This window comes from Sphingomonas horti (assembly GCF_009753715.1).
Lineage (GTDB): Bacteria > Pseudomonadota > Alphaproteobacteria > Sphingomonadales > Sphingomonadaceae > Sphingomonas_B > Sphingomonas_B horti.
Genome location: NZ_WQMS01000007.1, coordinates 144,414 through 156,462, shown reverse-complemented (window position 1 = coordinate 156,462; position 12,049 = coordinate 144,414). Strand labels below are relative to the sequence as shown.

Here is a 12,049-nt window from a genome sequence, read left to right as displayed (position 1 = left end):
GGCCGGTAACTAGTTTTCGGAGGCGGCGTGACGCGGAAACGACTGAAATTGTGCCTGGCGGCATCGGGGGGCGGTCATATCCGTCAGTTGTTGGACTTGCAGCCGCTCTGGGAATCCGAGGACTATTTCTTCGTTACCGAAGACACCGCGCTCGGCCGCAGCCTGGCCAGGGACCATCCCGTCCGGTTTGTTTCCCATTATGCGCTGGGGCAGGCGCGGCTGGGACGCACGGCCGCGATGCTGAAGGGCGCGGCCGCCAATCTCGTCCAGTCGTTGCGGATCGTGCGGCAGGAGCGGCCGGACGTCGTGATCACCACCGGGGCGGGCGCGGTCTATTGGACCGCGATGAGCGCGCGGGCGCTGGGCGCCAAGGTGGTGCTGATCGATTCCTTCGCCCGCTTCGATGCGCCGTCCAAATTCGCGCGCGGCCTGAAGCCGTTCGCGACCGAAACGATCGTGCAGTCGGCCGCGCTGAAGCAGCATTGGCCGGAAGCGAAGCTGTTCGATCCGCTCAAAATCATTGACGGCACGCCGCCGCCCAAGAAGCCGTTGTTCTTCGCGACGGTCGGCGCCACGCTGGGTTTTCCGCGGCTCGTCGACACCGTCCTCGAGCTGAAGGCAAGCGGCCGGCTTCCCGAGCGCGTGATCCTGCAGATCGGCGATGTCGGTCCGCCGCGCGACGTGCCCGAAGGCGTCGAGGTGCGACAGGCGATTCCGTTCGACGAGGTGCAGGCAATCCTGCGCGATGCCGCCTTCGTCGTCTGCCACGGCGGCACCGGATCGCTGATCACCGCGCTCCGCGCCGGCTGCCGCACGGTGGCGATGCCGCGACGGTTCTCGCTCGGCGAGCATTATGACGACCATCAGGAGGAGATCACCGCCGCATTCGCCGCGCGCGGACTGGTCGAGGTTGCGCTGGAGACCGACGACCTGGGCGCCTGCATCGAGCGCGCCCGCGCGCGCGCTCCGGTGATGGCGACCACCGACCCGCAGGCGCTGATCGACTATCTCAGGACGCGACTGAGCGACTGGTCGCGCTGATCGGGCTGGCGTCGAGCCGGTCGCGTGCCACCCGCATCCACAGATAGGTCGGCAGCGGTTCCTCGCGAAACCGGTAGCGTGCGGCTTCGCCGTCGGCGGCACGCTCCAGCACGCCGGCCAGGGTCAGCTCGTTCAGGTCCTTGATCATGCGGTCAGGCGGGCAATTCTCGCACAGCGAGATCGCATCCTCGGGCGTGAACCAGCCGTCCGGCGTGCTCGCCGCGCGTGCCGCCGCATAGACCATCGGCCCGTGCTGGAGATCCAGATAGGGCTCGACGGCCGCGATCAGGCGCGGATCGATCCGGCCCGCCGCTTCCTCGACGACCTTGTCGAGCGCGCCCCAGACGTCGCCCAACTCGATGCGCAGCCGCTCCGCGTCGAGCGCGATCATCGAGCTGTGATGGCTGACCAGCCGCACCAGATAGGGCGAGCCGTTGGAGAGCTGCTCGATCGCCTTTGCCGCATCTTCGTCGAACTCGACGCCGGCTGTCTTCTCGCCGATGCGGATCAGCGCACGCACTTCGTCGCTCGACAGGCGCGGCATCGGCAAGCCGATGATGTTGCGCCGGATCGAGGGAATATAGCCGATCAGCTGCTGCAGGTTGGACGCGACGCCGGCCAGCACCAACTGCACACGCGCGGCGCGGTCCGACAGGTTCTTGATCAGCTCGGCCACGCTCTGCCGGAACTGGTCGCTTTCGGCGCGGTCATATTCGTCGAGCACGATGATGACGCGGGTGCCCGTCACCTGCGCCAGCAGCTCGCCCAGCTGGCGCGCGTCGAAGCTGTCGGGCAGCCGGTCGGCGAGCGTGCCCTGGTGCTCGCCGACCGCGGTCGGATCGATGTCGCGCAGGTAGAGCTGCGGGATGTCGCGAAGCACCGCTCGGAAGATGTCCTCGAAATTGGAGAAGGCGCCGCAGGAGGCATAGACGACATTGTAGCGTGACTCGCGGGCGATGTCGGCGAGGATGTGGACCAGCGAGGTCTTGCCGATGCCGCGTTCGCCATAGATGACGACATGGCTGCGCTGTTCCTCGAGGATTTCGATCAGGCGCGCGAGCACGCCCAGGCGGCCGGCGAATTTGCTGCGCTCCGTCACCGGCTGCGCCGGCGTGAAGACGTCGCGCAGCGTCATGCGCGCCTTGGTCAGGCGCGATGCTTCGCCTCTGGCGGCGGTACGGTCGATCGCGGAGGAGCGGAACGCGGGAAAGTCAGAACGCGCGGCCGGTGCTTCCTCAGCCTCGCGCGTGGCGTCGAGCGCCGCCTGGCGCGCGCGCCGCCGCTCAAGCAGGTCTGCCCGGCTCGGACGGCTCTGCTCCGCCGCGGATGGCCTGCCGCGGAACCAGCCGAAAATCCTGTTCCAAAACGCCACTGTCCAACCTCACAACTTTTCCGAACGGCGCCGCGCCGCCCTCACCCGTGCTTCTGGAACGGCTTGATGACGTAGTAGGTGTAGGCCAGCACGGCCAGGATGCCCAACGCCGCAATGGCCTGATAGACCATGTCGCCTTCTTCGACCCCCTTGTTGCCGAACCAGTTCGAGACCGCGCACCCGATCGCCGGCGGCAGATAGCTCAGGATCGAATCCTGCGGCTCGCCTTCTCCGACCGAGCGTTGCAGGAAAACGACGATCAGCCCGGCAAAAATCGCGACCGTCACCCAATCATAAATCGTCTGCATGCCACCACCCGTGCGAACAAGCCGCTCCGCTAACATCGAACGGCGCCGATGACAAAGCGTCCGCTGTCCGTCTTTTCGGCGCAGACACCTGCGCCCGACAAGGTTTAGATGATATAAACGGCTTCGTACTTAGCAGAACAGTGTCGCTGAATCGCCACAGGCACCGATAATCCGCTCGTGCGTTCAGGGGGAAACATTGCGGCTGCGCCAGCCGGGGGATAGCCGAGAGCTCCAAACCGAGTCTCGAAGCGCAGAACGAGAGGGAAAAGGGTTTGAACAAGAACGGCTGGGCGACGCTGCTCCTGATCGGGTGCGCAGAAGCAGCAATCGCGCAAACCACGGCTCCCAGGCCGCCGGTCGTGGGCTCCGCGGGGCGACCTGCGACCCCGACGCGGCACATCACCATCCGCGCTGCCATGGACGCAAGCTATGACAGCAACGTGTTCGGCCTCAGCGATCCGCTGATCGAGCGCGGCGCCTTGGGCAACCGGTCAAAGGACGATTTCTCGCTCTCGCCGTCGCTCAGCACGGACCTGTTCCTGCCGTTCGGGCGCCAATCCGTCTATGCGCGCGGAACGGTCGCGTACGACCTCTACGCCAGCAACAGCCGGCTGAACCGCCTCAATATCAGCCTCGGCATGGGTGGCAATGTCCAGGTGACGAACAGCTGCACGGCCGGAACGGACCTCAACTACACGCGGTCGCGATCCAATGCCGGGGACGTTTTCGCGGTCTTGGACGGCGCGCTTGTCCGTCTTGGCAACACCGTGGAATTCAGGTCGGTTGGCGTGCGGGGGCAATGCGCCGGTGCGATCGGCATCTCGCCAAGCATTGGCTACACCCATTCCGAAACCCGCAACAGCTCTGCCTTCTACGCGTTCAACGATTCCAACCAGGACACGGTCGACGCCAGCATCGGCTACCAGCGCCCGTCGCTCGGCCGGGTGTCCATCTACGGCAATTACAGCAAGGGCGAATATCCGAACCGCAATGTGCTGGGCCTGCCTGCGACGATCCCGGGCATCCCTGCCGATGGCGTGACCAGCTATTCGGCAGGGGCTCGGTTCGAGCGCAGCATCGGTACGCGGCTCTCAGGCTCGGCCTCGTTCGGTTTCAGCTGGGTCGATCCCAAGAACATCTTCTCGCAGAAATTCCGCGGCACGACCTATTCTCTCCAGGTCAATATCATCCCGACAAATCGGATGAGCCTCGACCTGGTCGCTTCGCGTTCCGCTCAGCTTTCGAATACCGTCTTCGCATCCTATTCAGTGACGAATCTTTACGCGCTGAACGGCACCTACAAAGTCAACGACCGGCTGAGCGCGAATTTCGGCGTGTCGCAGCAGAAGCGCAATTATCGCCAAAGCGCCTCCACCGTGGACCAGGCTGCATTCCTGACCGAAGACAAGTTTACCCGCGCCTATGGCGGCTTCGCCTATAATCTTAATCGACGGATAAGGCTGAACGGGTTAGTCAGTCAGCAAAGGCGGCAGGCGGACAACCCGCTGTTCCGCTATAACAATACCACGGCGACGCTGGGCGTGAGCCTGTCGCTGGGCCGCTGAGCGGGATGAGGTGATATGAAGTTCGTGAAGACTTTGCTTGGCTCGATTCTTGTCCTTGCCGCTGCCGCGGCGGGTGCGCAGCCGCCGGCCGGCGCTCCGCCCGCTGCAACAGCGGCGCAGACGCAGGCGCAGCCGACCCGTCCGGCGGCCGGCCAGACCCAGGCTGAAAAGGATCTGGCCGCGGGCTATGTCCTGGGCCCCGACGACGTCGTCGAAGTCACCGTGCTCGGCCAGCCCGAGTTCGCGACCCGCGCCCGGATCAAGGCGAACGGAACGATCCAGTTGCCGTTCATCGGCGAGCAGAAGGTCGAGGGCGAGACCGCCCTCACCCTCGCCGCCAAGCTGTCCGAGTTGCTGCGCGCCGGCGGCTATTACGCGAAGCCGGTCGTCAACGTCGAGATATCGAGCTTCGCCAGCCGCTACGTGACCCTGCTCGGCGCGGTTGGCCAGACCGGCCTTCAGCCGGTCGATCGCGACTATCACCTTTCGGAAGTGATCGCCCGCGCCGGCGGCATCCGCGCCGATGGCGCCGACTATGTGACGCTGACCCGTGCCAATGGCGAGCAGCACGACTATGATTTCGAAAAGCTCGCCGCGGGCGGCCCCGAGGACGATCCGCTCGTCCACCCGGGCGACAAGATCTACGTGCCGGAGGCCGACCTTTATTATATCTACGGCGCGATCAACCAGCCGGGCCAGTTCCCGATCAAGGGCGAGATGACCGTGCGCAACGTGATCGCCCGCAGCGGCGGCGTGTCGCCATCGGGTTCGATCAAGCGCATCAAGCTGTATCGCAACGGGCAGGAACAGAAGGTCGATCTCGACATGAAGGTGCAGGCCGGCGACGTGTTCACGGTCGGCGAGCGGTTCTTCTAGGAAGGCGCGACATGAGTCTCGTTCAGTTTCTTCGCATTCTCGCGGCGCGCAAGGCGATCATCCTCGTCACCCTGCTTGCCTGCTTCTTCGCGGCGACGGTCACGGTTTTCCTGCTGCCGCCGCGCTATGAAGCTCACAACCGCGTTCGGGTGGACATCACCAAGCCCGATCCCCTGACCGGCCAGATGTCGCAGCAGATGATGAATGCCTATCTGGGCACTCAGATGAATCTGATCACCGACGTCCAGACCGCCGGTCTGGTCGTCGACGATCTGGGCTGGGCGGTCGATCCGGCCAACCAGGCCGCCTTCGAGGCGGCGGGCCGGCCCGGCGGCGATATCCGCGACTGGCTGGCCCAGCGCATCGTCGACAATACAAAGGCGCGGTTCGCCGATTCGCCGAACATCATGGAGATCAGCTATCGCGGCACCGATCCGGCGCAGGCGCAGGGCCTTGCCCAGGCGATCCGCGAAGCATTCCTGAAGCTCAATCGTGAACAGCGCATCACCACGGCGCAGCGCAGCTTCGCGATGTTTCAGGAGCAGGCGCAGCGCGCGCAGGCGACGCTTTCGACCGCCGAGGAGCAGCGCACCCAGTTCGCGAAGGAAAACGGCATCGTCTATCAGCCGGGCGCGGTCGACCTGGAAAGCGCAAAGCTGAGCGCATTGTCGAGCGCCTCCACCGTTCCGACCCCGGGGCAAGTGGTCGGGGCGCAGGGCAACTCGCCGGTGGCGATGCTGAAGCAGCAGATCGCGCAGGCCCAGGAGACGCTTGGCCCCAATCACCCGACGATGCAGGCGCTCAAGCGGCAGCTCGCGGCGATGGAGGCCCAGGGCGGCAGCCGCGGCAGCACCGTGATCGGCGGCACGTCCCGCGCCGAGATCGAAAGCGCGTACCAGGCGCAGAAGGCGCGCGTCATGGCGCAGGCCGACAAGATGGACCGGCTGAACCAGATGGAGGCAGACATCGCCGTCAAGCGCGACCAGTATCAGAAGCTGGCGGCCAAGGCGGCAGAGATGAAATCGATCGCGCAGGCGAGCGACACCAACATGGAGCCGCTGGGCAACACCAACCTGCCGGACGAGCCGGTCTGGCCGAACAAGCCGATGATCATCGCCGCCTCGATCGCGCTCGGGCTCGTGCTCGGCGTGCTGCTGGCGCTGCTGGTCGAGCTGTTCGCACGGCGGGTCAGGAGCGAGGACGATCTCGAGTTCGCGACCGGCGCGCCGGTGCTGGCCGTTGTCGGCCAGCCGCGACCCGAAACCGGCCTGACGTCGCGCATTTTGCGACTGATCGACCGCAGGGGCGCGCGCCCCGACGGTTCTTTGGCGGAGGCCTGAGAGCAATGAGCATGAAGTCGGCGCTCCAGGAAATGGAGCAGCAGGATGCCGGGCCAGCCCTGGCGCGCAACCGCCACGAACTGAGCACGATCGAGCCGACGCCGATCGAATCGGTGATGGTCAACGATCCCCATTCGATCGAGGCGGAGGCGATCCGCGCGCTCAGGACCCGACTGGCGGCGCAGCATCTGCGCGAAGGCCGCCGCTCGATTGCGGTCTGCGCGGCCGCCGCGGAATCGGGTTGCACCTATATCGCCCTTAACCTGGCGGTCGCGATGGCCCAGGCGGGAGTCAGGACCGCGCTGGTGGACGCCAATCTGCGCGACCCGATGATCGCCGATCTATGCGGGCTGCCGCTGTCGATGCCGGGCCTGTCGGAATATCTGGCCGGCGATTCGATCGCGATGGCGGACGTCGTCGATACCGAGCTGATGCCGAACCTGGCCGTGATCGGCGGCGGAGAGGCGCCGCCCAATCCTCAGGAGCTCCTCTCGGGCGCGCGGTTCCGCGGCCTGGTCGACCAGTTGCTGCGCGAATATGACCTGACGATCTTCGATACGGCGCCGGCCAAGATCTGTTCCGACGGCCTGCGCGTCGCGACGATGGCCGGCTTCAGCCTGATCGTGTCGCGCAAGCACCAGACCTATTTCGAGGACATGAAGACGCTTGCCAAGCAACTGCGCGCCGACCGCTCCGTGGTCGTCGGCTCGATCTTGAACAGCTTCTAGGATGAACATGGCCACTCGCCCGGTTCGGGCGCACCCGCCCGCGTCCCAGCTGCTCGCCCGGCACTGGCCGCTGCTGCTGGGCCTTGCGGTCCTGGCCTTTCCGACGCTGTACGCGGTCGCGACCGGATCCTGGACCGGAGAGGCCGGCGTGCACGGGCCGATCGTGCTGGCCACGGGCATCTGGCTGTTCGCGCGTCGGTGGAAGGAATTGCTGGGTATCCAGCATCCCGGCCGGACCGGCATCATGCTGGCGGTCCTGGTTCCGTCGCTGCTGCTTTACATCTTCGGGCGCGCCTTCGATTTCCTGGTTTTCCAGGCGCTCGCGTTCCTGGGCGTATGCATCGCGGTCTTCTACGCGTCGTTCGGCGCGGAGGCCCTGCGGCGCATGTGGTTCCCGATCCTCTATCTGGGCTTCGTCGTACCGCTGCCCAATTGGGTGATCACCACGCTGACTGCGCCGATGAAGGAATATGTCTCCTACACGGCGACCTGGCTGCTGTCGCACGCCGGCTATCCGATCGTGCGCGAAGGCGTGACTCTCTATGTCGCGCAATATCAGCTGCTGGTGGAGGACGCCTGCGCGGGCCTCAACTCACTGATCAGCCTGACCGCGATCAGCCTGTTCTACATCTACATCCTCCACAATGCCTCGTGGCGCTACGCGCTGTTCCTGATGCTGTGGATCGTGCCCGTCGCGCTGCTCGCCAACCTGGTCCGCGTGATCATCCTCGTGCTGATCACCTATCATTTCGGGAATGCGGCGGCGCAGGGCTTCCTTCATTCCACCGCGGGACTGGTGATGTTCGCAACGGCGCTGCTGGGCATCTTCCTGGTCGACGGGCTGATGAGCCCGATCCGCCGGATGCTGACAAGGACTGCGGCATGATCAATCGACGCGACCTGCTGATCGGCGGCGCATGCCTCGCCACCGCCGCCGCCGCCGAGGGGCTGCGGCCGCATCGGCGTGTGACGCTCCTCGGCGACCGGCAGCTCGAGACGCTGATCCCGAAATCCTTCGGCCGCTGGCAGGCGCGCGAGGCGGACGGAATCGTCACGCCGGAGAGCGAGGACAGCCTGGCCGCCCGCCTCTACAATCAGTCGGTGGGCCGCATTTATGCGGGGCCGGACAACGGCCTGGTGATGCTGTTGATCGCCTATGGGAACACCCAGAGCGACACGCTTCAGCTGCATCGGCCGGAAGTATGCTACCCCGCCTTCGGCTTCACGATCGCGGAAAACCGGCCGGCCGAGTTCGATCTCGGGCACGGAGCGGTCGTGCCCGGACGGAATCTGGTCGCAACTTCGCCGGGCCGCGAGGAACGGATCAGCTACTGGACGCGAATCGGTGAGTATCTGCCGACCAGCAACAGCGAGCAGCGCCAAATGAAATTCCGGATCGCCTTGTCCGGAGTCATTCCGGATGGAGTGCTCGTGCGAATCTCGAACATGCGCACCGAGGATGCGGAAGGCTTCGGCTTGAACGAGCGTTTCGCGGCGGACCTGCTCAAGGCGGTCACGCCGGCGGTGCGACCGGCGCTGATCACGAGCGATCTCGCGCGGCGGATGTCGGCCACGGCGGTCTGATGGACGTCGCGGCGAGAGACGATCGGCCGGGCACCGGATCCGGCGGTTCCGACAGGAACGCGCTGCTGCAGGAAACCACCGCCAGGGCCGACACGCCGGTCAGCGCACACGCCGCCGCCGCGCATGGGGGAGCCTCACGCTCGCCCGTCCTGCTTGACGTGGGCATCCTGCTGCTGCGCGGGCTGGAGATGATCAGCGTCGCCGTGACCGCCTGGATATCGGCCGCGGTGGCGCTCGACTACATGCCCGCCGGCCTTGCCCGCGCGTACAGCAATGCAGCTCTGATCGCCTGCCTGTTCTACGCCGCGCTGGCCGAGGTGACGGGGTGCTACGATATCGATACCCGCTTCTCGGTCCGCACCGGCTGGGCGCGTGTCATGACCGCCTGGCTGTCGACCGGCATGTTCCTGATGACGCTGGGCTTCCTGCTCAAGGTCTCGGGCGACTTCTCACGCGGCTGGGCGCTGGCCTGGTTCGCGATGGGCGGCTGCGTCCTGCTCGCCATTCGCGCCGGCGGCACGGCCTGGATGCGGCGACTGAAGAAGCGCGGCGTGTTCAATCACCGCGTCGCGATCTTCGGCGCCGGTTCACAGGGCGACCGCCTCGCCAAATATATTCTGGGCAACGAGAAGCTGACCATCGACCTGGTCGGCTTCTTCGACGATCGCCTGCCCGAGCGCCTGCCGGACCGCGAGGTGCTGCTGCCGCTCTACGGTAATCTCGGTGACCTGATCGGCCGGATTCGCGAGGGGCTGGTCGATCAGGTGATCGTGGCGCTGCCCTGGTCGGCCGAGAAGCGGCTGCAGGAAGTAGTGGCCGAACTGGCGATCACGCCGGTACGTATTCGCCTCGCGCCCGATCTTGCCACGTTTGCGTTCTCGCAGCGGCCGGTGGTGCTGCTCGGCGATCTGCCCGTCATGACTCTGTTCGAGCGGCCGATCTCCGGCTTCGACCAGATCATCAAGCGGATCGAGGATATCGTCGTCGGGGCGCTGGCGACTATCTTGCTCTCGCCCCTGCTCCTCGTCGTCGCGATCGCGGTCAAGCTCGACAGCCCCGGCCCCGTCTTCTTCCGGCAGGAACGCGAGGGCTTCAACAACCAGCGGTTCCGGATCTGGAAGTTCCGTTCGATGCGCAGCGATCGCTGCGAGCCGGACGGCATCACCCAGGCCCGCAAGGACGACGACCGGATTACCCGCGTCGGCCGGATCCTGCGCCGCACCAGCATCGACGAGCTGCCGCAGCTGTTCAATGTTCTGGCGGGAGAGATGTCGCTGGTCGGGCCGCGCCCGCACGCACCCTCGACCAAGGCCGGCGATCGCCTGTTCTCCGACGTGGTCTCGCATTATGCCGCGCGCCACAAGGTCAAGCCCGGCATGACGGGTTGGGCCCAGGTTCATGGCTGGCGTGGCGAAACCGACACCGAAGAGAAGCTGCTCAAGCGGCTGGAGCACGACCTCTATTATATCGAGAATTGGTCGGTGCTGCTCGACGTCTACATCCTCTCGCGCACCGCGATCACGCTGGTTCTCCAGAAAACGGCCTATTGAGCTCGTCGCCTCGCCGGCGGCGGGACCCGCGAGATCACAACTCATCGCGCGAAGTAAGCGCCCTGTCGATACGCCTCTAACCCTGTGTCCCTCTTGTCTCTAATCGGGACGGCGAACGCTGTGCGGGGCAGCGTAGAACAAGATCGAAAGCACTGGTCAAATCTGTGGTGGACCTCGCGTCCGCCGCCGACTTCGCTTGGCCTTCGTCTGGGGAAATCTTTTTAGGGACTTCATCGAGCGGGTGTCGCTGGAGCCGTCTGGCACAGCGACGATGCTTTTCTTCCAATCATCAATGCGGGGTTGGACCGATCTGGACGCGGCTGGGGGCGGTCGCGGTGTGGTCCGGCCTTCCGGGGATCAACATGACCATCATCAATGTTTCGAATTCGGCCCAGTTCCAGGCGGCGCTCGGCCGCGCGGTCGGCGGCGACACGATCGTGCTTGCCGGCGGCAATTATGGCTCGGGCTGGATCAGCAACAAGGACTTCAGCGCGAACGTCACCATCAAGTCGGCCTCGCTCAACAATCGCGCCCATTTCGACAACCTGCAGGTCACCGGCTCCAGCAACCTGCGGTTCGAAGGGCTGGACATCGGCCACTCGGCGAGCAGCCGCGACTCCGCGTCGACGATCTATGCGCGCGTGGGCGCATCCGACAACATCAAGATGGTGGGCATCACCTTCCACGGGTCGGCGGACCACAACCCGCGCAACGACGGCATGGGCCTGGTCGTCAGCGGCGCCGACAATTTTCAGCTGATCGGCTCGTCCTTCCGGGACCTCAACCGCGGCGCCTCGATCGAGAAAGTGACGGACGTCACCGTCGCGTCGAACAGCTTCCAGGACATCCGCAGCGACGGTCTCAACTTCGGCGCGGTGACAGGCGCGGTCATCGACAAGAACAGCTTCACGAATTTCCACCCGCAGGCTGGCGACCACGCCGACGCCATTCAGTTCTGGCTGGTCAACCAGTCGCAGGGATCGTCCAACATCAAGATCACGAACAACGTGATCATGCAGGGCACCGGCGGCGGGATGCAGGGCATCTTCCTGTCGGACCAGAGGGCCTTCGAGTACAAGGACGTGCTGATCCAGAACAACCTGGTCTACGTCAACGACGCCTATCACGGCATCTTCGTGAACGGCGGCCGCAACGTGCAGGTGATCGGCAACACGCTGTTGTCGAAATCGACCGATCACAAGATGCTGTGGATCGACCTGAACAGCGGCACCAACTTCACCGTGAAGGACAATCTGGCCGACACGATCCTGGTGCAGCCGGAAGCAACCGGCGTGACGATGAGCCACAATGCGAGCCTGGCGCAGATGGCCGGGATCCGCGCGTTGATCCCGAACCTCAATGCGCCGAAATCGGCGCACGACCTGATCATCGCCGACTATGGCTACCATGTGCCGGGAACGGGCCAGCCCGGTCCGGCGCCGGTGGCGACCGTGCTGGGGCAGAGCATCGGCAGCATGGTCGATTCCGGCAGCGCAAACGCCACCAGCGCGCAGGTGACGAAGACTGCGATCGCGTCGCCGACCAGCGTGTTGCCGGCCATGGAGGAAGTGTTCCTTGTGGCCGCGCACCACGGCCTGGCGCCGGCGACCGCTACGGCCGCGCACTTCGCACCCAGCCTGCCGCTGTACCAGGTGCACATGGATCATTTCGTCGCATTGCCCTGA

The 12,049-nt window shown here is 65.3% G+C and carries 11 protein-coding genes; 9 read left to right on the top strand and 2 right to left on the bottom strand.

Annotated features, from left to right (window positions below; genetic code table 11):
• Positions 1-27: 27 nt before the first annotated feature.
• Positions 28-1,041 (top strand): beta-1,4-glucuronosyltransferase WelK, encoded by a 1,014-nt coding sequence (gene welK, locus GON01_RS06950; RefSeq protein ID WP_309503816.1) that lies wholly within the window; start codon positions 28-30, stop codon positions 1,039-1,041.
• Here welK and GON01_RS06945 read toward each other — a convergent pair.
• Positions 1,010-2,413, bottom strand: a complete 1,404-nt coding sequence (locus GON01_RS06945; RefSeq protein WP_309503814.1) for an ATP-binding protein — start codon at positions 2,411-2,413, stop codon at positions 1,010-1,012. The two genes, welK and GON01_RS06945, sit on opposite strands and share 32 nt — an antisense overlap.
• 41 nt (positions 2,414-2,454) lie before the next feature.
• Positions 2,455-2,721 (bottom strand): XrtV sorting system accessory protein, encoded by a 267-nt coding sequence (locus GON01_RS06940; RefSeq protein ID WP_157026636.1) that lies wholly within the window; start codon positions 2,719-2,721, stop codon positions 2,455-2,457.
• Between the two features lie 416 nt (positions 2,722-3,137).
• On the opposite strand from GON01_RS06940, the gene GON01_RS06935 reads away from it, so the two are divergent.
• The 8 genes from GON01_RS06935 (at position 3,138) to GON01_RS06900 (ending at position 12,049) form a co-directional block, all read left to right on the top strand.
• On the top strand, positions 3,138-4,286 hold the full coding sequence (locus tag GON01_RS06935; RefSeq protein ID WP_157026635.1) for an outer membrane beta-barrel protein: 1,149 nt from the start codon (positions 3,138-3,140) through the stop codon (positions 4,284-4,286).
• A 24-nt stretch (positions 4,287-4,310) separates the two neighbouring features.
• Positions 4,311-5,162 carry a polysaccharide biosynthesis/export family protein gene (locus GON01_RS06930; protein ID WP_198159799.1) on the top strand — a complete coding sequence of 284 codons (852 nt, stop codon included), beginning with the start codon at positions 4,311-4,313 and terminating at the stop codon, positions 5,160-5,162.
• Positions 5,163-5,173: 11 nt separating this feature from the next.
• Positions 5,174-6,502, top strand: coding sequence for a GumC family protein (locus GON01_RS06925; protein WP_157026633.1), 1,329 nt, complete (start codon positions 5,174-5,176; stop codon positions 6,500-6,502).
• A 5-nt stretch (positions 6,503-6,507) separates the two neighbouring features.
• Complete coding sequence (locus GON01_RS06920; RefSeq protein ID WP_198159798.1) at positions 6,508-7,230, top strand: CpsD/CapB family tyrosine-protein kinase; 723 nt, start codon at positions 6,508-6,510, stop codon at positions 7,228-7,230.
• Positions 7,231-7,237: 7 nt separating this feature from the next.
• Positions 7,238-8,116: an exosortase V gene (gene xrtV, locus GON01_RS06915; protein ID WP_157026631.1), complete on the top strand. Its 879-nt coding sequence runs from the start codon at positions 7,238-7,240 to the stop codon at positions 8,114-8,116.
• The gene (gene epsI / locus GON01_RS06910) at positions 8,113-8,814 is read left to right on the top strand and encodes an exosortase-associated protein EpsI, V-type (RefSeq protein WP_157026630.1); all 702 of its coding nucleotides are present in this window, start codon (positions 8,113-8,115) and stop codon (positions 8,812-8,814) included. The genes xrtV and epsI overlap by 4 nt, the downstream gene beginning before the upstream one ends.
• Positions 8,814-10,364 (top strand): undecaprenyl-phosphate glucose phosphotransferase, encoded by a 1,551-nt coding sequence (locus GON01_RS06905; RefSeq protein ID WP_157026629.1) that lies wholly within the window; start codon positions 8,814-8,816, stop codon positions 10,362-10,364. The genes epsI and GON01_RS06905 overlap by 1 nt, the downstream gene beginning before the upstream one ends.
• 362 nt (positions 10,365-10,726) lie before the next feature.
• Positions 10,727-12,049: a right-handed parallel beta-helix repeat-containing protein gene (locus GON01_RS06900; RefSeq protein ID WP_157026628.1), complete on the top strand. Its 1,323-nt coding sequence runs from the start codon at positions 10,727-10,729 to the stop codon at positions 12,047-12,049.

What these genes read in the sequence shown, in the direction of transcription:
- GON01_RS06940 (WP_157026636.1), bottom strand. Translation starts at nt 2,721, where the DNA reads ATGCAGACGATTTATGATTGGGTGACGGTCGCGATTTTTGCCGGGCTG.
- GON01_RS06935 (WP_157026635.1), top strand. Translation starts at nt 3,138, where the DNA reads ATGGACGCAAGCTATGACAGCAACGTGTTCGGCCTCAGCGATCCGCTG.
- GON01_RS06925 (WP_157026633.1), top strand. Translation starts at nt 5,174, where the DNA reads ATGAGTCTCGTTCAGTTTCTTCGCATTCTCGCGGCGCGCAAGGCGATC.
- GON01_RS06920 (WP_198159798.1), top strand. Translation starts at nt 6,508, where the DNA reads ATGAGCATGAAGTCGGCGCTCCAGGAAATGGAGCAGCAGGATGCCGGG.
- xrtV (WP_157026631.1), top strand. Translation starts at nt 7,238, where the DNA reads ATGGCCACTCGCCCGGTTCGGGCGCACCCGCCCGCGTCCCAGCTGCTC.
- epsI (WP_157026630.1), top strand. Translation starts at nt 8,113, where the DNA reads ATGATCAATCGACGCGACCTGCTGATCGGCGGCGCATGCCTCGCCACC.
- GON01_RS06905 (WP_157026629.1), top strand. Translation starts at nt 8,814, where the DNA reads ATGGACGTCGCGGCGAGAGACGATCGGCCGGGCACCGGATCCGGCGGT.
- GON01_RS06900 (WP_157026628.1), top strand. Translation starts at nt 10,727, where the DNA reads ATGACCATCATCAATGTTTCGAATTCGGCCCAGTTCCAGGCGGCGCTC.